Below are 24,248 nucleotides of genomic sequence, written 5' to 3' on the forward strand. Positions count from 1 at the left end.
GCCCTCCCTATAACATTTACTTTAGCTGTTAAAACTAATGCTTGTACTCGTAGACACCTAAAGGTTAGAAATTATTCAATGAAACGCGAAAAAACATATCAACAAAATATGGGAACGGCCCTGCAAGAGCATATGCCAGCAATTTGGCGTTTCGCTTTTTCTTTGGCGGGAACACCCGATGTTGCGGATGATTTGGCCCAAGCCACATGTCTGCGCGCCATCGAAAAATCCCATCAATTTCAAGAGGGTGGTGCCTTAATTGGCTGGTGTTTAACCATCTGTCGGTCAATTTGGCTGAATGAACTGCGATCCAAAGCCGTTCGTAATGCCGGCGGCCTGGAAAGTATCGAAGCAAAAGACCTTGCTGATTTATCTCCGTCTGTAGAAACGAATATTTTCGCGTCTGAGGTGTTTACAAGGATAATGGAACTGCCAGAAGCGCAACGAAGCACAGTGGAAATGGTCTATGTTCAGGGATTCAGCTATAAAGAAGCCGCGGAAACCCTGCAGGTGCCAATTGGTACGATCATGAGCCGCCTTGCAACAGCGCGCAAAGCTTTGGCTGATTTAAACAACGAAGAGTTCATATCTTCGAAGGTCGTTAAAAATGAGATATAGTGACGATACATTGATAGAATTCCTAAACGGCACTTTGGCCGAGGATGATGCACGCGCTATTGAAACAGCATTGGAAACCGATGTTGAATTGGGCGAGCGCATGATGGCTCTTGATACATTTGCAACGCCTGTACGCGAAGTTATGGAAACAATTCCAAGCCAAGAGCGCATTGAACGTTTACAAGCAGAACTTGAAGCAATAGCGGCACCTGCTGCAGCCCCCAAATCCAGTTGGGGCTTTCAAAAAATGGCTGCAAGCATTGCGCTTGGTTTGATTGCTGGCTGGTCTGCAAACGCATATCTGACAACTCCAGAACCAACAAAACCAAGCTGGCGTATGGAAGTTGCGAATTACCAAGCATTATATGTGCCAGAAACAGTCGCACATCTGCAAATCGATCCTGATGCGCTGAAGAACCAATTCGAACGGGCATCAAGCGCTGTTAATTTGGATTTGCCACAAGATGCATTGGATAATGTGGCAGATTTAACATTAGCACGCGCTCAGGTTTTAGGGTTTTCGGGCAAACCTCTGATCCAGATCGCATATAAAGACGCAAAAGGAATGCCAATTGCACTTTGTATCATTGCAAAACCAAATGTTGCGCCAAAAGACAGCACAAAGTTTGAAGTGCTTCAAGGGATGGCAAGTGCAACTTGGGAAACGGCTACACACCAATTCTTGTTGATTGGTAACTCCGAGCAAGAAAACATTAAGAATTGGTCTGATGTTATGCAAAAAGCTTTCACAGAGGTTTAAAAGCACACTCACTTATATAAATTGTTTAAGGTTTGTGTCCCATGGCGGATCACAAACCTTTTTCGTTTTAGAAAGATTTTGATTGTAATTTCATTTCTTTTTTGAAATTATACGAACGTATAATAATGTATGTTCACAGGAAATCAATGGCACCCGAAAGACGCAGCTTTAAAAGGGAAACCGCAGACCAACGCCAAAAGGCATTGATCCAGTCCACCCTACGCTTAATTGCCTCTGGCGGTCCAGAGGCAGCAACAGTACGTACAATCTCCGAAGATGCGGGCGTGACCCAGGGCTTAATCCGTCACTACTTTTCATCAAAAGAGGAGCTGTTTCTGGCTGCATATGAACACCATATGACCGAAATGACAAATACGACCAGCGGCGTATTAGCAGCGGATCATCCCAGCGCAGTCGAACACCTAAAAGCGTTCATCGTTGCCGCACTAACCCCCCCTGTTGTTGATGCCCAAGCCGTCTCAATATGGGCGGGCTTCATTCACATGGTACAACGTGACCCTGCGATGCGCGCGATACACGAAAAAACCTATTACCATTTCCGGGATGAACTACAGGTCTTGGTCGCTTCAGCATGGACAGAGGTTGGGATCGAAAAATCACAGACAGAACACCGCGCAGCCGCGATTGCCTGCAATGCTTTGCTGGATGGTCTTTGGCTAGAAGGTGGCGCATTGCCTGACTCTTTTGAAACAGGTGAATTGGCTAATGTTGGCTTGTCCTCTTTGGGTGCCATCCTAAATGTTAATTTTTCTAACGTGGGGCAGTGATCATGAAATATGCATCCGTTACAGACCGTTTGGCAGATTTGGGCGGGCAAAAATGGGAAATACACGCCCTTGCCCGCAAACTTGTAAGCGAAGGTCACGATATTGTTGAGCTGACGATTGGCGAACCAGATGTGTCAACACCATCAGAGTTAATTCAGATCGCATCAAATGCTATGATCAATGGGCGCACTGGCTATTCCAACGGCAGCGGCGAAGCATCATTACTTGCAGCACTTTCAGAACGATATTCCACGCGCCTTGGTCGTAAAATAAATACGGATCAATTCTTATGTTTACCAGGCACGCAAACATCACTTTACACTGTACTTATGGGTTTAACCGAAACAGGTGATGAAGTGTTGGTTGGCGACCCTATGTATGCAACATACGAGGGCGTCATTGCTGCAGGCGGAGCCACTGTTGTACCTGTTCCTTTAAAACCAGAAAATGGCTTTCGCATTACCGCCGCAGATATTGAAAAACGGATCACATCCAAAAGCCGTGCGATATTGCTAAACACACCGCACAACCCGACGGGGGCTATCTTATCGAAACAGGATATCTTGGATATCTGCCTGCTTGCCCAAAAACATGACCTTTGGATCGTATCGGATGAGGTCTATGAAGAGATGGTTTATGATGGGGAAGTTTTCACATCCCCTCTATCCTTCCCAGAGTTCTCTGATCGTGTTGTTGCAGTCTCTTCGATTTCAAAATCACACGCAGCCCCTGGATTTCGCAGCGGTTGGTGTGTGGGATCAGCTGAATTCAAAGCACGGTTATTACCGCTTGCTGAAACCATGTTGTTTGGCAATCAACCATTCATTGCGGATATGACGGCAGAAGCCGTATCAAAGCCATCCGCAGCCGCCATAGATATGACTGCACGCTTTTCACGACGTGCAGATATGGTGTTTGACGCCTTAAACAACGTTTCAGGTTTGCAGGCGCATCGCCCGCAAGCTGGGATGTTTATGCTGCTGAATGTTGCTTCTACTGGTCTGACAGGCAAAGAATTTGCTTTGGATCTGTTGGAAAATGGGGGGGTCGCTGTCATGCCTGGCGATTCATTTGGCACTGCTTTAACCGATTGGGTGCGACTTGGGTTAACCACTGATGATGAAAGCCTTATGAAAGCATGCCAGCGCATCGTGGATTACGTTTCCAATCGCAATACCAACAAAGGTGCTGCATGAAAAGCATCGGTGAAACACTGATTGATCAGCTTCAGGAACATGATGCAGAGGTTGTATTTGGCATTCCGGGGGTTCATACGGTCGAACTGTACCGCGGCCTATCTTCTTCAAACATTCGCCACATCACCCCACGCCATGAACAAGGTGCAGGCTTTATGGCAGATGGCTATGCCCGTGTTTCGGGAAAAACGGGCATCGCTTTTGTCATCACTGGTCCCGGCCTGACAAACATCCTGACACCTATGGGGCAAGCACGTGCAGATAGTGTGCCTATGCTTGTCGTATCCAGTGTGAATGCCACCTATAATTTGGGTCTCGGCTTGGGGCATCTACATGAGCTGCCCGATCAGTTGAAAATGGCGCAAACAGTTGCGCTATCCTCTGAACAAGTCACCAAGGCCGCTGAATTAGTGCCCGCTGTGGACAACGCTTATCGCATCTTAAATACAGAACGCGGCGGCCCTGTTCATATTGAAATCCCGCTAGATGTGATGGCACATCCATTCGATCATAATCCCAAAGAACACACGGCATCATCAAAGCCGTACACACCCATTGATCAAATAAAAGCCGCTGTTGATCTGTTAGAAACAGCCAAATCACCCGTTATTATTGCTGGTGGCGGGGCAAAGCACTCAGGCGATTTAATTACACAGCTTGCAGACAGTCTGGACGCCCCTGTCGTGCAGACCACAAATGCACGTGGCATCATGCATAAACATCCTTTGGGTATTCCTGCCAGTCCAAGTCTTGCTGCAGTACGTTCATTACTAAAACAGGCCGATGTTGTGTTGGGCATTGGAACAGAAGTTGGGCCAACAGATTTTGATATGTATCAGAACGGGGAATTCCCTAAGCTATCCCGTTTTATCCGTATCGATATCAGTTCTGAACAATTAGCGCGCCATGATACCACGATTGGAATTTGTGGACGCGTAGAGGATATATTGCCAGAGTTGCTTTCTATGCTTCCATCAGAACTTAAATCTGATGGCTTAAACCGCGCATCAACGACTAGGGATGCAGCCTATGCAGAGCTTACAGGTGATATGCGTGAACAAATAGGTTGTCTTGAAACCATACGTGACGCCTATCCAAATGCAATTGTTGTGGGGGATTCCACACAACCCATCTATGCAGGCAATCTATACTATGATCACGACCGTGCAGGTGGATGGTTTAATGCGGCAACAGGCTTTGGTGCGCTTGGATACGGTATTCCTGCTGCAATCGGTGCCGCAATCGCTGATCCAAAAACGCAGGTCATATGTCTTACGGGTGATGGCGGCGCTCAGTTTACATTACCAGAGTTGATGACTGCCAAAGATGAAAAGCTGCCAATCCTCTTTATCGTTTGGAACAACAACGGCTACCGCGAAATAGAAACATCTATGATTGATGCTGGTGTAGATGTTGTTGGCTGCGATCCAAACGCACCCGATTTCAAACACGTCGCGGCCTCTTGCGGGATATCGTATCAATCCTGCACCTTGGACGATGGCACTTTGGAAACCACATTAAAATCAGCAGATATGACAAATGGCCCTGCCATGATTGAAATTAAAATCGCCTAGGCGGACACCATGGAGATATGACAATGGCAGAAACATCATATGAATTCACACGCGCAATCACACGCGCGCCTTGTAAAAGTATCATTGATGGCTTGCGCGCTGTTGATATCGGTACGCCTGATTTGGATCAAATGCGTGCAGATCATGAATTATATGTGGCGACGTTAAAAGAAACAGGCGCAACTGTTCTTGAATTGCCTGCGGTTGATGATTTTCCAGATTCCGTTTTCGTAGAAGACACCGCATTATGCCTACCCCAAGGTGCCGTTTTAATGCGCCCCGGCGCCCCATCGCGTATGGGAGAGGTCGCTCATATGGCACCGCATTTGCGCGAACTTTATGACGATGTTCGTGAAATCAAAGGCCCAGGTCATATCGAAGGCGGAGACATCTTAACCACATCAAGAGAAATCTTAGTGGGATTATCAGAACGCACAGATATGGAAGGCGTCGAGGAATTACGCGCGCTTGTGAAAGATTGGGGACACACAGTGCGTGTCGTTCACACACCCGAAGGCGTGTTACATTTCAAAACAGATTGCTCACTGTTGGATGCAGATACAATTCTATCCACCAAACGCCTTGCCGTTTCTGGGTGCTTTAAAGATTACCGTGTTTTGCATACAGCTGACGGCGAAGAAGCTTGCGCCAATGCAATTCGTTTCAATCAATTCGTCCTGATGCCAGCAGGCTTTCCAAATACACGCGATATGTTGCAGGAAAACGGATACCAAGTCCGCGAAATCGGCAATACAGAATGCGCCAAGTTGGATGGTGGCATGTCCTGCCTGTCGCTTAGGTTCTAATGCAAGCCCTCAGCCGATTTCTTTACAAGTTCAGAAATTAGTAGAAACTGTTCTGTCAATGGACTCGCTTTGCGCCAGATCATACCGATTGTACGAGAAGGTTGTTTTCCCTTAAATCGTGCCGCAGAAACTGGCGCAGAGCGTGTTTCAACGGCAACGGCCATTTCGGGTATAAGTGTAACACCAATACCTGTTCCGACCATTTGAACAAGTGTTGATAAAGAGCTTCCATCAAGACCCTCCCGTGGCAATCCAGAGCGAATATTGCAAAATGACAATGCTTGGTCTCTAAAGCAATGCCCCTCTTCTAAAAGCAGCAATCGCATTTCACGCAAAGATGCGCTGTCAGGGACTGGTTTTTCGGCATCTGCATTACTGCGCACGAGAACGAAGTCTTCCTTAAATAGTTCAACTTCAGTTAAAACTGGCTCAGATATAGGTAGAGCTACGATTGCTGCATCCAGCTTACCATCTTCCAACTCTTGGATAAGTTTTTCTGTTAGAGTTTCTCGCACTTGTATTTCTAGGGTTGGGTAAGTCTGCGTCAGATTTCCAATAATTGCTGGTAATAGATAAGGCGCAATTGTGGGGATTACACCAATACGCAGCTGCCGCATCATGCCATCTGTTGAAGCTCTGGCCAGATCACCCAGCTCGTCAACAGATTGCAGAATATCGCGAACACGAACGGCGAACTGTTCACCGAAATTTGTTAATCTAATTTTTCGAGGGGCACGTTCAAATAGATCCGTTCCCAATGTTTCTTCCAGTTCTTTAATCTGCATAGACAAAGCTGGTTGCGAAATAGCGCAGGCATCAGCGGCATGCCCAAAATGCCCATGTCGTGCCAAAGCTTCAAAATATCGAAAGTGTTTGAGCGTTAAGTTTTTCATAAGTATTCCTTATCAAAATCATCAGAAAATACAACTTCAACCTATCTACTTTTTCGGTAATGATATGCGGGACGATTAAAGATTCTCAATAAATGATTACTCTTCTAAACAGCTAAAACACATACGCCATGATTGGAGAAAATAATGGACGGAAATTCAACAGATAACGGTGGCAAATGCCCAGTGATGCACGGCTCTCGTGCGAATGTAACGACATCAGGCACTTCTAATCCTGATTGGTGGCCAAACCAATTGAACCTAAAAATTCTCCACCAACATTCTTCAATGTCTGACCCAATGGGCGATACATTCAACTATGCCGAAGAATTTAAGTCGCTTGATCTCGATGCTATTAAAAAAGATTTATACGCATTAATGACAGATTCCCAAGATTGGTGGCCTGCTGACTATGGTCACTATGGAGGTCTATTCATCCGTATGGCGTGGCACAGTGCAGGCACATACCGTACGTCTGACGGCCGTGGTGGTGCTGGTACGGGCAACCAACGTTTTGCGCCTGTTAACAGCTGGCCTGATAATGGCAACTTGGATAAAGCACGCCGCCTGCTTTGGCCAATTAAACAGAAATACGGCAATAAGATTTCTTGGGCTGACTTGATGATCCTTGCTGGCAACTGTGCTTTGGAAGACATGGGCTTTAAAACATTCGGTTTTGCTGGTGGTCGTGAAGACATTTGGGCACCAGAAGAAGACATCTATTGGGGTGCTGAAACAGAATGGCTTGGTGATGAACGTTACAGTGGCGAGCGTGATTTAGAAAACCCATTAGCTGCCGTTCAAATGGGTCTGATCTATGTGAACCCAGAAGGTCCTAATGGAAACCCTGATCCAGTCGCTTCTGGTTTTGACGTACGTGATACATTCGCCCGCATGGGTATGAACGACGAAGAAACTGTTGCTTTGGTTGCTGGTGGCCACACATTCGGTAAAGCTCACGGCGCAGGCGATCCTGAGTTAGTTGGCGCAGAACCAGAAGCATCAAGCATCGAAGATATGGGCTTAGGTTGGAAAAACAGCTTTGGCTCTGGCAAAGGTATCCACACAACAACCAGTGGTATCGAGGGTGCGTGGAAAGCCAATCCAACACAATGGGACAACGGCTATTTTGACGCTCTGTTTGGTTACGAATGGGAACTAACAAAAAGCCCTGCTGGAGCACAGCAATGGGTGGCAAAAGATGTGGCTGACGAACATATGGTTGTTGATGCGCATGATCCATCAATCAAGCATGCACCGATGATGACAACGGCAGATATGTCCCTACGTATGGATCCAGCATATGAAAAAATCTCACGTCGTTACCATGAGAACCCAGAAGAATTTGCAGATGCATTCGCACGTGCTTGGTTCAAGCTAACGCACCGTGATATGGGCCCAATTGCACGTTATTTAGGCGCAGAAGTGCCATCAGAAGAATTGATCTGGCAAGACCCGATCCCTGCTGGCAATACTATCAGCGATCAAGACGTTGCAGAGCTAAAAGCGAAAGTTTTGGCTTCTGACCTATCAATCTCTGAATTGGTCTCCACAGCTTGGGCATCAGCATCTACTTTCCGTGGTTCTGACAAACGTGGTGGCGCTAATGGTGCACGTATTCGTTTGGCTCCGCAAAAAGATTGGGATGTGAACCAACCTGCACAACTGGCAAAAGTTCTAGGCGTTTTGGAAGGCATTCAATCTGATTTCCAATCAGATGGTAAAACAGTTTCTATGGCTGACTTGATTGTCTTAGCTGGTTCTGCGGCTGTTGAAAAAGCTGCAAAAGATGGCGGCCATGATGTAATTGTTCCATTCACACCTGGTCGTGGCGATGCCACACAAGAGCAAACGGACGTAGAGTCTGTAGCAATGCTTGAACCAGCGGCAGATGGTTTCCGTAACTATCAAAAAGCCCAATACACTGTTTCAGCAGAAGAGCTGTTAATCGACCGTGCACAATTGCTGACATTGACAGCACCAGAAATGACAGTTCTGGTTGGTGGTCTGCGTGTGTTGAACACAAATGCAGATCAATCCCAGCATGGTGTATTCACCTCAAACCCGGAAACACTCAGCAATGATTTCTTTGTGAACCTGTTAGATATGGGTGCCGAATGGATCCCAACATCTGATGCTGGCATTGAGTTCGAAGCACGTGATCGTTCAACAGGTAAGGTATTGCGCACTGGTACACGTATTGATCTGGTGTTTGGTTCAAATTCACAACTTCGCGCTCTTGCAGAGGTTTATGCTTCTGATGACGCAAAAGGTGCGTTTGTAAACGACTTCGTTGCAGCCTGGACAAAAGTGATGAACTTGGATCGTTTTGATCTGGTTTAGTCCACATTAACGATAAGTGAGCTTAGAACTTCTTATTTAAAAAATGACGGCGTTTCAAAATATTGAAGCGCCGTCATTCTGAGTGTCGATCCTAAGGGCAAGCGCGTAATTTAAAATGCATGCGAATAACTATCTTTTGTAAGGAACAATCTGATCTGCAGCTAGAGAATAAGAAACTTTTGCAAGCTGAGTAGACGTTGATGCAGTTCCAAATTGTCCAATCACATTTACAGCTTCATATAGCCCTGTATTTTCATATGGCTTTTCTGTCGTAACAAAAACCAATTGATTGGCTGGAGGTGGCGGCACATGTACACAGGCGCCCACAAAAGGCACGAGAATAAATGCACTCACACCTGTTCCTGAATAATCGATAGGAACGATATAACCTGGTATGCGAACAATCTGACCATTCCATTCGGTACGTGTCCCAAATGACTTGGGTTGTTGGCTCATAGGGTTCTTAAGTTCGTGATCTATTAGGCTTTGTAGCAATGGTGGGGTAGAAACTTGTCCATCAGGTAAAAGATCCGACCAATCCAGATCAATGAAATCTTTGGCCCAAGCGACCTGTGGCGATGCAGTTAATGCACTTATGCCCGCCAGAACAGCTCTGCGATTTAAACCAAGATTACCACACATAGATATCCATCTTGTCCGCTGTAAGTGTATAGCCAGTTTGCGCAATCTCAGTGGCTTGCAACTCATGCTCCAATCGTCCAGTCACCCAAACGGCCTCCCATAAGTCGTCATTGGGCCATGGTATCTTACTCGTGACAAAAACCAGTTGATTTGGCGGTGGTGGCGGTGTGTGAATACATGCGCCAACATACGGCACTAAAATAAAACTAGTGACACCTTTTGTAGACATATCAATAGGAATAATAAAACCAGGCATCTTGATATATTTACCATTCAAATCATCATTCAGCTTTGTAGCATTGGCATCAAAGATAGGGCGCCATGTATCGTTTTCCACGTCCCGTTCACCTTCACCAATAATCTCAGAATATGGTACACCTGGGGGGATAAGATCATCCCAAGTGATTTCGCTTGGTGTTACCGCAAAAGCGGTTCGTGGAAACGTTGCGAAAGCTGTCGCAGCAGTTACAAGGCTACGGCGCGATATATTCATCTTCTCATACCTTTCACTTAAATTTTGACCATCATACCATCGACCAAAGATAAACGATAGGCTCTTAATGCAGGTACTAAGCTCACAATTGCGCTAGCAGCTATTACGGCGAGCAACACACATACTTCGCGTGCGGTAGGTGCGTCGATCGGAAGCCAAAGCCCAAACGCACTATCGACAAGAGGCTGTGCTATTGCTAGCCCCACATAAAGGAATACAAGACCAAGCACCGCTCCGATTGCAGCCATTAAACTAGCCTCTAACACCAGCAACCCAAGAATCACGCGCGGGCGCGCACCCATAGCTCGAAAGATGGCCATCTCACGACGGCGCTCATTCAAGCTAGAAAAGATTGTTGCCATCATTCCTATGAGGGCTGTGATAACAACCATTCCAGAAACACCGATCAATGCCGTTTCTGCGATGCCGACGATTTGCCAAAGCTCTTGTAAGGCAACGCCTGGTAAAACCGCCAGAAGCGGCTCTTGTTTGTATTCATTAATCGCTCGTTGCAAACCGAATACTTGCAAACGACCTTTGACACCGACCAATGCTGCAGTTACTGCTTGAGGCTGCAATTCCATCTGGCGGATAACGTCAGCAGGTGTAGACTTCCCTGGAATCTTGGCACCGCTTTTCCAATCGACATGAATAGCTTCAATAGCCTCTAGGCTAACCATCACAGTACGATCAACTGGTGTGCCAGTTTTTTCCAATATACCAGAAATACGGAAAGGTTGGTCTTCATGTTCTGTAAACGAAGCTAAACCATGCGCAACTACAATCGGGTCACCAACTCGATAACCAAGTGTTGCAGCAACATCCGCCCCAATCACAGTATCGAAAAGGTCAGACATGACCGCACCATCTTTTAGCTTTATTGATTGGCCAGAACGATATTTATAACGATCAAAAAATGCAGTTGTCGTTCCCATTACACGAAATTGTCGATGACTATCGCCTAACGAAATTGGAACGATCCAATCCACTTCAGATCGTGCTGCAATATCTTGATAGCTTTCCCAGCTTAGGTTGCTCGTTGCATTACCAATTCTGAATACCGAATAAAGTAAAAGTTGCACAGAACCGGATCGTGCGCCAACAATCAAATCAGTGCCTGAGATTGTGTCGGCAAAACTAGCTTTTGCTCCAGTACGGACCTTCTCCACCCCCAGAAACAAAGCAACAGATAAAGCAATTGCTAAAATCGTCATTCCAACGGTCAATGCTCGTGCCATCAATGAGCCAAAGGCAAGACGAAAGATCATGCTGATTGTCTTTCTACCTGAGATATATCCGACATCTGTACAACACGGTCAAATTGATCCGCTAACCGTGCATCATGACTTACCATTAAAAGCGTTGTGCTATGTGCCTTTGACTGCGCAAAAAGCAATTTTAGAAAAGTTGTTTGTGTCGCCGCATCAAGAGCAGACGTTGGCTCATCCGCAATAATTAAAGGGGGTTGCCCGATCAGTGCACGCGCAGTCGCAACTCGTTGTTGTTGCCCTACACTCAGCGTTCCCGCTCGAGCATCAATGACATCGCGAGGCAAGCCTAAGTCTTGGCATAGCTGCTTTGCCTCTTCCTTGGGCGTATTCACACGGCTACGACGTTCAGGCGCAAAATCTAAAGGCAGAAGAATATTATCTAAAACACTTGCATAAGGGAGAAGATTGAATTGTTGGAAAATCAAACCAATCTGTTCAGCACGAAATCTGTCTCGCTCACCAGCCGATAATGATGCAATATCAGTTCCTGACACTGACACCATACCAAATTGCGCAGAAACCGTTCCACAAATCAAAGACAAAAGCGTTGATTTCCCTGAACCACTTTCACCTAGTAATAGAACCGTCTCGCCAGACGTCAGGTCGAATTCAGGAACCGTCAAGCCAAAAGAGAATCGCCCAGGCCAGCTGTAGCGAACATCTTTTAGCTTCAAAATAGATGCTTCTTCAAACAATACGGATTGCCTTAAAACATGCCACGCAAATCAAGCATTGGGTTATCACGCTCCACCTCAAATGCATTAGCACCTGTGTTAGATACAACCTGTACTTCAAGCTCTAACGCGTTTGGGAAAACGTCGAAATATGCAAATTTAATCTCAGAAACTGCAGCAGGTTCAGCGCATGTCAAAAGATATTCGGCATGGAATTCCGTGTGCCCACTTTCATCTTCATGTTTCTCATGATCAGCGTGATCTGCATGTTCGTCCTTATGCTCTTTGTCATGATTTGAATGGTCTTCTTCATGTGCATCCTCGCTTTCCAATGCAGCGCTTGCTTGTACGACACTACATTTAGCCACAGCAGGTAAAACAAACAGGTCAAGTGGTACCGCTAATTTTGCAACTGCAGCATCAACTGCAGCACGGTCTTCTGAACTTTCAGCAGCATATTCAAAACCTACGATATCCGCACCTGGTGCATGTAACTCTATTGCAATCTGTTTATCATCAAACGCAATATCCAACTGACCGACGCCATGTTCGTGTGCATCAACTTGGCGCGTTTCTTCAGCCACGGCTGGTGATACTGCAAGAGCTAAAAATAGGAGTGTTTTCATTTCTAAAATCCTTTAGTTTTCATGATAAATTTCAAGTACTGCATCGCCGACACTGGCCATGAATTTCAACGATATGACGCGCAGCATTAAATTTGCTTTTAGCCGAAATTTCTGACAATTCTGAAAGTAACTGTGTCCCATTATGCTCCTCGACAGTTCCACAGCCTTCACAAATAGCAAGTACAGGAACAGAAGAATCATGATTACAACGGCAAGGCACAAAAGCTTTAATGGATTCTAGTTTATGAGCCCGCCCCTGATCTGTCAGCGCAGCCAAAGCCCGGTAAACTGTAGGTGCCGCAAGATCAGGTTCATCTAGCTTCATATGATCCAAAATAGCATACGCTGTCATGGGCTTATCATGCTTTTGCAAGACACCTAAAACATCTAATTGCCGTGTTGCTGCTTGCTTACGCACTTTATGTTATCCATTTTAGCTTGAATGTTTGTTATTTTATAAAGTAACAAATGACAACATAAGAATAGAAACAAAGAGCTTGCGGCATATTTCAGCGCATATATTTCATATGATATAATTGTACTCCTCATAACTTTTTTGATCAATTTTCAGACTGTATATCTTCATCTTCGATTAAGATACGCGATGCATTGCCATCTGGGTCATCAAATTGCTTGGATTTAAGCGCCCAAAAGAACGCTAGCAATCCTATACCGCCTAACAACATTGATATTGGGATAAGATATAATAAAACTGACATTAAGACCTTTCCTTTAAGCGCAACGCATTCAATGATACACAAATTGATGAGGCTGACATTGCAACAGCTGCGAGTAATGGTGTCGCCAATCCAGTCAACGCAATCGGTATAGCAATCGCATTATATCCCGCAGCAATACCAAAATTTTCCAGCATACGCCGTTTGGCTGATTTTGATAGAGATACACAATCATCAATCAATGTTAAGTCATCTTTTATCAAAACAAAATCAGAGGCAGCACGCGCGGCATCAATTGCAGTTGCAGGGGACATTGATACATACGCTGATGCTAAAGCAGCAGTATCGTTTAATCCATCCCCGACCATTAAAACATGATCACCAAGGCTTTTAACTACAGCCATTTTCTGATCTGGCAAAGTGCCCCCAATTGCTTGATCAACTCCAAGCTTAAGCGCCAACTGATCTGTTGCGAATTGCGTATCGCCAGATAACATAACCACTTTCAAACCTCTTGCCTGCAATCGTTTGATCGTAGCTACTGCCGTATCCTTTAGTGTATCTTCAAACAAGAATGGAACAGGTTGCTCTCCATCAATACACAACCAGCTTTGAACATGATCGGTTTTTGGAGAAACACCAATCCAATCGGCGCGTCCTAGTTTAACTATTCTGCCATCCACTTTGGCTTCAAGACCTTGTCCAGGATGTTCAATAATATCCGTTATAGCCGTTAATTTGTTGCTACCGTAATGGCGCAATATAGCGCGCGATTGCGGATGGTCAGAACTTGCGGCTAAACTGGCAGCTATTTGAAGTGCGCGGCCTGTTGGTGCGGATAGAACTGTCATTTCCCCTTTGGTCAACGTCCCCGTTTTATCAAATACCACTGTATCCACATCAACCAAACGCTCCAGTGCAGATCCGTCTTTAATCAACACACCAGAGCGAAATAAACGCCCGCTAGCAGCAGTCATAACAGCAGGGACTGCCAGACCAAGTGCACAGGGACATGTTATAATCAAAACAGCCGTAGCAATACCTACAGCCAATCTTGTATCCCCTGTCCACAATTGCCAAAAAACGAATGCTGCCAAGGCTAGCAGATGAACCACAGGTGCATAAATTTGTGCTGCACGGTCTGCAAGCGTTGTATATTTTGTTTTAAGCGTTTCCGCGGAGGCGACCAATGCCGTAATCTCTGCCAGCTTGGTCCCGTTCCCTATCTGCGTAACGTCCACTTGGAAAGGTGCCGCCATATTAATGGTACCACTGTAAACAGGATCACCAATTTTCACAACATGAGGCATCGTTTCGCCTGTAATCAGGGACATGTCCAATTCACTGCGGCCCTCAGCAACGACACCATCTACGGGTATGCGTGCACCACGGCGAATTAAAACCCGGTCTCCTATGTTCAATTTTTCGACATCAACCGTTTCAACGATACCGTCTTGCATGCGTTGTGCCGTTGGCATTTCCAAAGCGGATAATTCAACAGCTGCTGAACGTGCCTTTGCCCGTGTTTGATGATCAAGGAAACGTCCCGCTAATAGAAAGAATGTTAACGATAGGGCCGCATCAAAATAAGCGTGTCTTCCACTGTGAATGGTTTCATACAGCGACAAAGCTACAGCCATTAAAATCGCTAAGGATATAGGCACATCCATATTCAACCTCTTAGCGGATAAAGCAGCCCATGCATTTTTGAAAAATGGCTGTGATGCATAGGCAACTGTCGGTAAGGCAATCGCTGCAGAAACCCAATGTAAAAAATCACGTGTAGCTCCATCGGCCCCCGCCCATACAGAAACGGATAGCAACATCACATTCATAGCAGCAAAACCAGAAACACCTAGTCGGATCAACAACCCAAAGGCCACATCATCCTTATTTTTGTTCAACATTTTACGATCAAGGGGCTGCGCGTCAAACCCAAGGTTTACCAAACGATCAAGGATCGCATCATCTATTCTCGGTTGCCCATTGTGGTGTACAGTTGCGCGTTTCATAGATAGGTTTACCCGAACCGCAGTGACGCCCTCTAGCTTACCAATTCCACGTTCGATCGCGCTAATGCAAGCAGCACAGTGCACGGTGGGAATTGAAAATTCGGATTGATGAATGCTCTCGACGATATGGTTGATCTGTTCGCTAGACATAGCTGAGCAAGCTGGACATGCTGCAGTCATTACTTCACCTCGCTTTTAATCAAGAGCGGTAAAGTGCGGCGAAAATCAGTGCCATCTAAAGCCATCGTGTGAATTTGCACCTGCCAATTTCCAGCAGGTAAATCGATATCTACGCTATAAACCTTACCATTAAAATCTAATGTTAAGCTGCGGTCCCATTGATGTCCTGTTGCTTTACCAATGCGCACCTTAATCTCTGGAACAACAACTGTAGCACCACCTATTTCAGTCAGCGATAAAACCACTCTACCATCTTTATAAGACACCAAGCTGGTCCAGTTTAACTGTTCTTGCGCGATGCGTCTGGCTTCAAAGCTCTGCGCTTCAATATATGGCTGACGTGTTTCTAACCCTGGGAACGTGCCAAAGGCAGAATATACCAATGCAGTATTCGCCCCAATAATCGTTATAAAAGCCCCCACAAACATAAGTGCAACTTTCCGACCTGTCAGAGGTTTTTTTGAAGCCTGTGTATTCATCTTACATCTCCTGAAAATCCGCTATCTACATGTGTACGCTCACCTGTTTGTCTATCCTCGACCCAGAACCGCACAGATGATGACTTTGCTTTACTTGCTGCATGTTCTGGCTTTGCAAAGATATAGACACGTTGGTGCAACGTATCATCTGCGGGAACCACGACACTCAATGTATCTGTACCCTGCAAATCAACACGCAAAGGGTCATCCGTTTTGATTGAGATATGAAACCTGCGATCTTGGCCCGTTTGATTACTGATCTTCAAATCATAGGCATTACGTACAGTACCGTCAGACATGGTTACAAACCTAGGGTTACGATCAGGTTTCACCGAGGTTGAAAAATCAGATCTGATGAATAGAGCAACAACCATAGCAACCCCGATCCCTGCCCATAATCCAAAATAGATGAAGTTCCGTAAGCGCAACACATGACTCCATATAGATTTCGGAGGTTTGCCTGCACGCTCCAATGGCTCATCACTAAGCGAGCAGTAATCGATCAAGCCGCGCGGACGACCAATGCGATCCATGACGGTATCACAAGCATCAATGCACAACGCACAAGTTATACATTCCACTTGTTGGCCATCTCGAATGTCGATGCCTTGCGGGCAAACATTTACGCATGCCATACAATCAATACAATCACCCTCTGCCTTATCTAATTTACCACGCGGCTCACCTCGCCAATCACGATAAGCAACGGTTAGTGAATCCTCATCCATCATTGCCGCTTGGATACGTGGCCATGGGCACATGTATGTACAAACTTGTTCTCGTAAAAACCCGCCAAAAATAAACGTTGTGACTGTCATCACTGCAATCGTCCCATAGGCCACGAAAGCTGCTTGGCCCGTTAACAGATCACGTAATAATGTTGGGGCATCGGCAAAGTAGAATACCCAAGCGCCTCCTGTTGCCATTGCTATAAACAACCAGACAATCCACTTTGTTACCCTTAATCGAAGCTTACGAAAGCTCCATTTGGCGCGCAACAAACGAATGCGCTCATTACGATCACCCTCGATCCAACGTTCCACCAAAATAAACAAATCTGTCCAAACAGTTTGGGGACAAGCGTAGCCACACCAAACGCGACCCAGTATAGACGTGAAAAGAAACAAACCAAGGCCAGCCATGATCAACAAACCAGCGACAAAGTATAACTCATGTGGCCAAATTTCGATCCAAAAGAAATAAAATCGCGCATTTGCTAAATCAACCAACACAGCTTGATCCGGTAAGTTTACACCCCGATCCCAACGTATCCATGGTGTTAGGTAATAAATGCTGAGCGTAAAGCCCATTAACCACCATTTAAAACGGCGAAACCAGCCACTTACACGTTGTGGAAATACTGGTTCACGCCCCTCAAATAGACGTGGTGGTTGTTCTGATTGGGATGTCATTCCGTCATCCTTTTGTCCTGTTCAAAGGCAAGATAGGTCTAAAACCCAAAGATGATCCTTGATGCAGATCAAATTTGAAAAGAAAAAGCACCAACCCCGATCTGAACAGGACTAGGGTTGGTGCAGGTCTCCTTGCTATATCGAGACCTATTCTCCGCCACCAAGCTGATGAACGTAGAATGTCACTTGTTTAATTTGTGCTTCAGTCAAACGACCCTGCCATGCAGGCATTACACCAAAACGGCTGTTTTTTATCGTATGTGAAATTGCTTCCCGATCTCCACCGTAAAGCCAAAGTGCATCTGCAAGATTAGGGGCACCTTGTTCACGATCACCTTGTGCAGTTTCGCCATGACAAGAACTACAATTATCAGCAAATAGGGATTGACCCTTTACAACGGCAGAACTGTCGTGATCTTGACTAGAAACTGACAGCACGTATTCCGTCAATTGTGCTATTTCAGCTTCTTCTAGTATTTCGCCAAATTTTGGCATTTCAGAATACCGCGTATCATCATCTGCATCGTGGCGAATACCGTGGCGAATTGTGATTTCAATTGCATCTAAATCACCTCCCCACAGCCAATCATCATCCTGCAAGTTTGGATACCCTTTAAAACCTTGCGCTCCTGCTCCGTGGCATTGTGCGCAATACGTTTTGAATACAGAATTACCTCCTGCTGTCGCAAACCTTGATAAGTCTGCATCTGCAGCAACTTGCTCTAATGGTGTCGATAACAACCGTGCTTCAATCTCAGCATTTTGAGCATTTACAGCATCAATATGCTCTCTGACTTCCATACGTGTGGAATACTTCAACACACCAGGTGTCGCCGAATTCACAAGTGGAATAGCGGGGTAAGCAATCACATATCCGATCGAAAAGATAATCGTTAAATAAAACGTCCATAACCACCAACGTGGCATAGGTTTATCATACTCGCGAATACCATCCCACTCATGGCCTGTTGTAGGATAATCTTCATCCTGAAGTTTCTTTTTCTTACTCATTTTATATCCTCCGCTATCTGCGCGGAACCTGTGAAATCATCACGGCATGGTTTTTCATTAAAAGGTATGTTGGCAGCATCTTTGTGCAATGCTTTTGCACCTGGACGAAACAGCATCAACACCGCACCGATAAAGAACAAAAACATGCCCAATAGTCCCCAACTGTCAGCGAATTCACGGAATATCGAATAGGTATCCATCACGCCCTCCTATCGATTTGCTTCTGGTTGGAAGGTGGAAAAATCAACCAACGTACCAAGCATTTGCAGGTAAGCAACAAGTGCATCCATTTCGGTCAATTCTGGTTGCCCATCAAAATTACGCACTTGCGCTTTTGGATAGCGTTCAACCATCTCTTCCCAATCACCATCAGGATCAACTTGTACTTTGAAATCAGATGCCGCCTGTTCAATCATCTCTGATGTATAGGGAACACCAACACGAGCATTTGCAGTAAGCACCGCCGCACTGTCATCGGCATCTAGTTTATTGTTCAGCAAAAAACCGTATTTAGGCATGATGCTTTCAGGCACAACAGATCGTGGATCAGCCAGATGCGCTACATGCCATTCATCTGAATAACGTGCACCAACACGCGCTAAATCAGGACCTGTACGTTTTGACCCCCACTGGAACGGGTGATCATATATACTTTCAACAGCTAATGAATAATGACCATATCGTTCGACCTCGTCACGTAATGGACGGATCATTTGGCTGTGGCAAGTATAACAACCCTCACGAATATAGATATTCCGCCCAGCTAATTCCAACGGTGTATATGGCCGCATACCTTCGACTTTTTCAATCGTATTTTCTAGGTAGAAAAGGGGAGCAATCTCGACAATACCACCAACAGATACCACACCTAGACTTAAAACGAGCAACACGGTTGCATGTGTTTCAACTTTTTTATGATGTTTTAGAAATGACATAATACGCCCCTACTCTGCTGGAACTGCATCAGCAGTGTTATATTTGCGTTCACCTGCTCCTGTGGCTGTCAACCACAGGTTTACACACATGATAACTGCGCCAGCCAGATACAATATCCCACCCAGTCCACGGACTACGTACATTGGGAATTTTGCAGAGACTGTGTCAGCGAATGAATTTACAAGGAAACCTTGGGCATCAACTTCGCGCCACATCAGACCTTCCATAATACCAGTCACCCACATAGATGCAGCGTAGAAAATGATGCCAATTGTGGCCAACCAGAAGTGCCAATTCACCATACTAATAGAATACAGTTTAGCGCGGCCCCATAAGCGCGGCGTTAGGTAATAAAGAGCCGCAAATGTGATCATACCGTTCCAACCCAGCGCACCAGAATGTACATGGCCGATCGTCCAATCCGTATAGTGAGACAGAGAGTTCACAACCTTGATAGACATCACAGGCCCTTCGAATGTGGACATGCCGTAGAATGCAAGACTGATCACCATCATCTTTAATACAGGATCAGTCCGCAATTTATCCCATGCCCCATTTAAGGTCATCAAACCGTTGATCATACCGCCCCAACTAGGCATCCAAAGCATGATAGAAAACACCATACCCAATGTTTGCGCCCAATCGGGCAGCGCAGTATAATGCAAATGATGCGGGCCAGCCCAGATGTATAAAAAGATCAACGACCAAAAATGAATAATAGACAGCTTGTAACTGAATACAGGCTTATTCGCCTGTTTTGGCACGAAGTAATACATCATGCCCAAGAAGCCCGCAGTTAGAAAGAAACCAACTGCGTTGTGTCCGTACCACCACTGGGTCAACGCATCTTGAACACCAGAGAAAAGTTGCACTGATTTAGAACCAAAGATCGAAACAGGCATACTCAAATTGTTTACAATATGTAGCATCGCAACAGTAACGATGAAGGCTAAGAAAAACCAGTTTGCAACATATATATGGGGTTCTTTTCGTCTTATAATTGTGCCCATGAATACCAGTAAATATGCCACCCAAACGATGGTAAGCCATATATCCACATACCATTCAGGTTCTGCATATTCTTTGGATTGTGTTGCACCTAACAGGTAACCAGTAGCAGCTAAAACGATGAATAATTGATAACCCCAGAAAACAAACCAACACAGATTACCACCCCAAAGGCGTACAGCTGATGTGCGTTGCACGATATAAAAAGATGTAGCAATCAATGCATTCCCACAGAACGCAAAAATCACTGCGGACGTATGCAATGGCCGCAATCTGCCGAACGTTGTGTATGATAAATCTAAGTTCAGCGCAGGAAACGCCAATTGAAAAGCAATATAAACACCAACAAGAAACCCAACGATGCCCCAAAATGCAGTTGCAATTACCCCCGCACGCACGACGTCATCTTGATACCCCGCAGCAAGTGTGGGTATCGGCTCGCCAACCTGCCGCAATGTTCTGATGAACACATAAGCTGCACAAAGCATTATGATAAATGCATGAACTGAATAAGGCCAGTCATGCCCCAGATTTGTGGCCATAGCTGCAAACACAGTTATGAATGCCAAAATGGTTAACTTTAAAATATCCATTTCTACCCCTTAGGTCCTGCTCTTCACCATTTATGCAAAGGGCTAAGGAGAGTTTCTTTGATCCAGATCAAAGTTTATGATCATTTTCCGATCTAGTTTTCATTGAAACTTATTAGGAGTCGTCAAATGGCATATCGATCAATCTTAAGTATTTGGGATGGTAAGAAGAGCAGCCTTTCCTCTTTGAGAAAAGCAATAGAACTAACAAGTGCATCAAATGGGCACCTACATGTTATATGCCCTGCGTACATCAGAGTCCCTAGCCATGATGGGTTTCCGTATAGCGAGCTGCCCACATCACTTAGCATGAGCGAACGGGAAGATGCTTTGGAAAAGGTTGATGCTTTAGGAGCTGGAGCAAAAAAAATCCTTGAAAAAGAGGACGTCTCTTACACTGTTGAAACCGCAATAATGAACCGCGATCAACTGGCCTCGTTTATGTCTAATGCAGTTAAGTATTGTGATCTTACCGTCCTTCCTCAACCTTTTGGTCGTGACCGATGCACAGCGGATGAAAAAATCACTGAAGGAACTTTATTCTCGTCAGATTGCCCTATTTTGATTGTTCCCGAAAAAGTACCCGATAACAATCTACGCGTTCTCATTGCTTGGGATGGAGGACAGGAATCGTTACGTGCCGTACGTTCCGCTATGCCTTTTTTACGAGAGGCTGAAACAGTCGATGCCTTAACCATTTCAAGTAAAAAACCAGATACTAAAGCAAAAGATATAGCTTCTGATCTCGCGATTTTTCTTTCTCGTCACAGGGTTAAATCCAACATTAATGTTATCCCCAAGAAACAACCTAAAATATCGGAAAACATTCAGACATATGCGAAGGATTTAGATGCTAACTTAATAGTAATGGGTGGATACAGCCACTCGCCATTGCGCGAATTCTTCTTCGGCGGGCCAACACGTGATATGCTAAACAATTGTGATGTGCCTATCTTAATGGCCCACTAAGCATCTACTCGAAATAACCACCATCGGCATCATCACCTGTTTCATTCAAAAGGCGGGTGATGTCTTTTACAAAAACATGCCGTTTGCGTTCTAACTCAATAACACCGTCTTTTTTCAGAGCATTTATTTGGCGACTAACTGTTTCTAATGTCAGCCCCAAATAATCAGCCATTGCTTCGCGAGTTAAGCTAAGCTCAAACTTTAACTCCTCCACATTTTCTATGGGCTTCAAAGTGTTTTGACGTTTTGCAATAATCATCAATAGACTAGCAATTTTTTCACGAGCGGTTTTACGGCCTAATAGCAGCATCCATTCACGCGCAGCATCCAATTCATCAAGAGCCATTTCCAACATACGTTCCCGTAAGTGAGGCATATCATTAAGGAGTTTCTCAAACGGTTTGCGTGCAAATTTGCACAAAGTCACGTCAGTTGTCGCTTCAACATTGAACGCAGCATATTCACGGCCAGGCCGCCCGACAAAATCGCTTGGCAATAACAACCCAACCATTTGTCTCCTGCCATCTTCCATTGTCTGAGAAAGTGTTGCTACACCCGTGACAACAGACCCTACAAATTCCATATGATCTCCAACAAAAGTAATCGGTGATCCAGCCTCATATGTTTTATATGATTTGATTGTTTCCAGCAGCAATAATTCAGTTTTATCACAATAAGCACAAACCGCACGATGCTGTATCGGACAATCCGAACATTTTTCAAGAGACTTAGCTGGGCTTATATTTGGCACTGGCTGCATGGCCCTATATGACGCAATAATTTGATCCAGATCAAGGCAGAACATACGGACTGCGCTATCATGCAGCATGACACACGATACAGAACTTTCAAAATTGGGCGTATATGACGCACGTGCGCCGCGATACACGAGTTATCCAACAGCCGTACATTTCGGAAATCAAATTGGCCCTGACTTTACAAAGAACCAATTACAAAACCTTCCTATTAAACAAGCAGTTTCCTTGTACATTCACATTCCTTTTTGTGAACGACTTTGCTGGTTTTGTGCCTGTCGCACCCAAGGTACCAAAAGCGCCTCTCCGATCACAGCATATCTGGACACCTTAGTAAAAGAGATCACAATGATAAGCGATGAGCTTCCAAAGGGCGTTAAAGTAGCAAAAATACATTGGGGTGGCGGAACACCTACAATATTATCACCTGATCAAATCCACAGGCTGGCAACAACACTACAGGATGCAATCCCGCAAACCAAGGATGTTGAGTTTTCTGTAGAGATTGATCCCACTTTAATCGACCCCGAAAAAATTAAAGCATTAGTTGAAACGGGTATGTCACGCGCCAGCATCGGTGTTCAAGATTTCGCCATAGAAGTTCAAAAAGCGATTGGGCGACAACAAAGCTATGAAACAACCAAGCAATGTGTCCAGCTACTTAGAGATGCAAATATCAATTCATTGAACATGGACATTTTATACGGCCTTCCTCATCAAACCAAAGAAAGTGTTCTAAAAACAATTGATATGGTTTCATCCTTGTCGCCAGATCGCATAGCACTTTATGGGTATGCACATGTCCCTTGGATGGCAACTCGGCAAAAACTTATAAATGAAAATGATCTGCCTGATGGAAAGACGCGCCGACACCTATTTAACCTAATGGCTGCAAAGCTTGAAAAGAGTAATTATACGCCCATAGGAATTGATCACTTTGCAAAAGCAAATGATCCAATGGCTATAGCAAAAAATAACGGCAAATTGCGGCGTAATTTTCAAGGATACACTACAGATGAACAAGATTTCCTTATAGGCATAGGCGCTAGTGCAATTTCTAAATACCCAAACGGATACGTTCAAAACATTGCTAAATCATCTAATTATTCACGAGCAGTCCACGATGGTAAATTCCCTTCGTATCGTGGTGTAGAAATGACAAAACAAGACCATCTAATTGCGCGTGTTATTGAAATGATCTTATGTGACTTTGAAGTGGATTATTCAAAATTAACTGATGAATACGAAATTGATTTGAAGCCTGTTATGGAGCCAATGTTTGAGCTTCAGAAGCGTTTCAGTAATGTCGTACAGATTACACAGGACGGTTTTAAAATAATACGCTACAAGCGTGAATTAGCACGTATCATCGCTCAGTTGTTCGATAAATACGATCAAACCAAAGCACGTTATAGCTCGGTGAGTTAAATTCGTTATTTCAATATTGATTGATGGCCGAAAATCTTGGCCATGATACACTTTGGGTATTAAGGCATCCGTTTTTGCCTCTGGGTGTAAAATCAACTTAGCAATACACA

The 24,248-nt window shown here is 44.9% G+C and carries 25 protein-coding genes; 9 read left to right on the top strand and 16 right to left on the bottom strand.

All coding sequences use genetic code 11. The annotated features are described in order from the left end of the window. The first annotated feature begins 78 nt into the window (after positions 1–78). From F9L33_RS06360 to F9L33_RS06385, 6 genes are all read left to right on the top strand, one after another. The gene (locus F9L33_RS06360) at positions 79–618 is read left to right on the top strand and encodes an RNA polymerase sigma factor (protein ID WP_152141935.1); all 540 of its coding nucleotides are present in this window, start codon (positions 79–81) and stop codon (positions 616–618) included. Beyond that, positions 608–1,378, top strand: a complete 771-nt coding sequence (locus F9L33_RS06365; RefSeq protein WP_152141936.1) for a hypothetical protein — start codon at positions 608–610, stop codon at positions 1,376–1,378. The genes F9L33_RS06360 and F9L33_RS06365 overlap by 11 nt, the downstream gene beginning before the upstream one ends. Before the next feature lie 146 nt (positions 1,379–1,524). Continuing rightward, the gene (locus F9L33_RS06370) at positions 1,525–2,166 is read left to right on the top strand and encodes a TetR/AcrR family transcriptional regulator (RefSeq protein WP_152141937.1); all 642 of its coding nucleotides are present in this window, start codon (positions 1,525–1,527) and stop codon (positions 2,164–2,166) included. A gap of 2 nt (positions 2,167–2,168) precedes the next feature. Next, positions 2,169–3,362: a pyridoxal phosphate-dependent aminotransferase gene (locus tag F9L33_RS06375; RefSeq protein ID WP_152141938.1), complete on the top strand. Its 1,194-nt coding sequence runs from the start codon at positions 2,169–2,171 to the stop codon at positions 3,360–3,362. Continuing rightward, positions 3,359–4,936, top strand: a complete 1,578-nt coding sequence (locus F9L33_RS06380) for a 5-guanidino-2-oxopentanoate decarboxylase (protein ID WP_152141939.1) — start codon at positions 3,359–3,361, stop codon at positions 4,934–4,936. Before F9L33_RS06375 ends, F9L33_RS06380 begins: the two co-directional genes overlap by 4 nt. A 23-nt stretch (positions 4,937–4,959) precedes the next feature. Beyond that, positions 4,960–5,742 (top strand): dimethylarginine dimethylaminohydrolase family protein, encoded by a 783-nt coding sequence (locus F9L33_RS06385; protein ID WP_152141940.1) that lies wholly within the window; start codon positions 4,960–4,962, stop codon positions 5,740–5,742. Here F9L33_RS06385 and F9L33_RS06390 read toward each other — a convergent pair. Continuing rightward, the gene (locus F9L33_RS06390) at positions 5,739–6,635 is read right to left on the bottom strand and encodes a hydrogen peroxide-inducible genes activator (protein WP_152141941.1); all 897 of its coding nucleotides are present in this window, start codon (positions 6,633–6,635) and stop codon (positions 5,739–5,741) included. The two genes, F9L33_RS06385 and F9L33_RS06390, sit on opposite strands and share 4 nt — an antisense overlap. 144 nt (positions 6,636–6,779) lie before the next feature. Between F9L33_RS06390 and katG the strand changes: the two genes are divergently transcribed. Then, positions 6,780–8,975: a catalase/peroxidase HPI gene (katG, locus tag F9L33_RS06395; protein ID WP_152141942.1), complete on the top strand. Its 2,196-nt coding sequence runs from the start codon at positions 6,780–6,782 to the stop codon at positions 8,973–8,975. A gap of 129 nt (positions 8,976–9,104) precedes the next feature. Here the strand turns inward: katG and F9L33_RS06400 are convergent, their stop codons facing one another. The 14 genes from F9L33_RS06400 to ccoN all read right to left on the bottom strand — a co-directional run bounded on the left by F9L33_RS06400 (position 9,105) and on the right by ccoN (position 20,989). Next, positions 9,105–9,617, bottom strand: coding sequence for a DUF3299 domain-containing protein (locus tag F9L33_RS06400; protein WP_152141943.1), 513 nt, complete (start codon positions 9,615–9,617; stop codon positions 9,105–9,107). Then, a complete protein-coding gene (locus F9L33_RS06405; RefSeq protein WP_152141944.1) occupies positions 9,607–10,110 on the bottom strand; it encodes a DUF3299 domain-containing protein in 504 nt (167 codons plus the stop codon). The genes F9L33_RS06400 and F9L33_RS06405 overlap by 11 nt, the downstream gene beginning before the upstream one ends. A gap of 17 nt (positions 10,111–10,127) precedes the next feature. Next, complete coding sequence (locus F9L33_RS06410; RefSeq protein ID WP_152141945.1) at positions 10,128–11,378, bottom strand: ABC transporter permease; 1,251 nt, start codon at positions 11,376–11,378, stop codon at positions 10,128–10,130. Then, a complete protein-coding gene (locus F9L33_RS06415; RefSeq protein WP_152141946.1) occupies positions 11,375–12,076 on the bottom strand; it encodes an ABC transporter ATP-binding protein in 702 nt (233 codons plus the stop codon). The genes F9L33_RS06410 and F9L33_RS06415 overlap by 4 nt, the downstream gene beginning before the upstream one ends. Positions 12,077–12,087: 11 nt before the next feature. Continuing rightward, positions 12,088–12,681 (bottom strand): DUF2796 domain-containing protein, encoded by a 594-nt coding sequence (locus F9L33_RS06420; protein ID WP_152141947.1) that lies wholly within the window; start codon positions 12,679–12,681, stop codon positions 12,088–12,090. A gap of 31 nt (positions 12,682–12,712) precedes the next feature. After that, the gene (locus tag F9L33_RS06425; RefSeq protein ID WP_152141948.1) at positions 12,713–13,099 is read right to left on the bottom strand and encodes a Fur family transcriptional regulator; all 387 of its coding nucleotides are present in this window, start codon (positions 13,097–13,099) and stop codon (positions 12,713–12,715) included. Between the two features lie 142 nt (positions 13,100–13,241). Then, positions 13,242–13,400: a cbb3-type cytochrome oxidase assembly protein CcoS gene (ccoS, locus tag F9L33_RS06430; RefSeq protein WP_152141949.1), complete on the bottom strand. Its 159-nt coding sequence runs from the start codon at positions 13,398–13,400 to the stop codon at positions 13,242–13,244. Further along, a complete protein-coding gene (locus F9L33_RS06435; protein ID WP_152141950.1) occupies positions 13,400–15,550 on the bottom strand; it encodes a heavy metal translocating P-type ATPase in 2,151 nt (716 codons plus the stop codon). The genes ccoS and F9L33_RS06435 overlap by 1 nt, the downstream gene beginning before the upstream one ends. Next, on the bottom strand, positions 15,550–16,029 hold the full coding sequence (locus F9L33_RS06440; RefSeq protein ID WP_152141951.1) for a FixH family protein: 480 nt from the start codon (positions 16,027–16,029) through the stop codon (positions 15,550–15,552). Before F9L33_RS06440 ends, F9L33_RS06435 begins: the two co-directional genes overlap by 1 nt. Further along, positions 16,026–17,441 (bottom strand): cytochrome c oxidase accessory protein CcoG, encoded by a 1,416-nt coding sequence (gene ccoG / locus F9L33_RS06445; protein WP_152141952.1) that lies wholly within the window; start codon positions 17,439–17,441, stop codon positions 16,026–16,028. Before ccoG ends, F9L33_RS06440 begins: the two co-directional genes overlap by 4 nt. Positions 17,442–17,588: 147 nt before the next feature. Further along, positions 17,589–18,452 carry a cytochrome-c oxidase, cbb3-type subunit III gene (ccoP, locus tag F9L33_RS06450; protein WP_152141953.1) on the bottom strand — a complete coding sequence of 288 codons (864 nt, stop codon included), beginning with the start codon at positions 18,450–18,452 and terminating at the stop codon, positions 17,589–17,591. Next, positions 18,449–18,652, bottom strand: coding sequence for a cbb3-type cytochrome c oxidase subunit 3 (locus tag F9L33_RS06455; RefSeq protein WP_152141954.1), 204 nt, complete (start codon positions 18,650–18,652; stop codon positions 18,449–18,451). Before F9L33_RS06455 ends, ccoP begins: the two co-directional genes overlap by 4 nt. 9 nt (positions 18,653–18,661) lie before the next feature. Next, positions 18,662–19,387 (bottom strand): cytochrome-c oxidase, cbb3-type subunit II, encoded by a 726-nt coding sequence (ccoO, locus tag F9L33_RS06460; protein WP_152141955.1) that lies wholly within the window; start codon positions 19,385–19,387, stop codon positions 18,662–18,664. A gap of 9 nt (positions 19,388–19,396) precedes the next feature. Then, entirely contained in the window at positions 19,397–20,989 is a 1,593-nt protein-coding gene (ccoN, locus tag F9L33_RS06465; RefSeq protein WP_152141956.1) for a cytochrome-c oxidase, cbb3-type subunit I, read from the bottom strand. 126 nt (positions 20,990–21,115) lie between these two features. On the opposite strand from ccoN, the gene F9L33_RS06470 reads away from it, so the two are divergent. Continuing rightward, positions 21,116–21,955 (top strand): universal stress protein, encoded by an 840-nt coding sequence (locus tag F9L33_RS06470; RefSeq protein WP_152141957.1) that lies wholly within the window; start codon positions 21,116–21,118, stop codon positions 21,953–21,955. 4 nt (positions 21,956–21,959) lie between these two features. Here the strand turns inward: F9L33_RS06470 and fnrL are convergent, their stop codons facing one another. Further along, the gene (gene fnrL / locus F9L33_RS06475) at positions 21,960–22,715 is read right to left on the bottom strand and encodes a transcriptional regulator FnrL (protein WP_152142501.1); all 756 of its coding nucleotides are present in this window, start codon (positions 22,713–22,715) and stop codon (positions 21,960–21,962) included. A gap of 67 nt (positions 22,716–22,782) precedes the next feature. On the opposite strand from fnrL, the gene hemN reads away from it, so the two are divergent. Then, positions 22,783–24,138 carry an oxygen-independent coproporphyrinogen III oxidase gene (gene hemN / locus F9L33_RS06480; RefSeq protein ID WP_152141958.1) on the top strand — a complete coding sequence of 452 codons (1,356 nt, stop codon included), beginning with the start codon at positions 22,783–22,785 and terminating at the stop codon, positions 24,136–24,138. Positions 24,139–24,248 lie beyond the last annotated feature (110 nt).

The organism is Amylibacter sp. SFDW26, assembly GCF_009184395.1.
GTDB lineage: Bacteria > Pseudomonadota > Alphaproteobacteria > Rhodobacterales > Rhodobacteraceae > Amylibacter.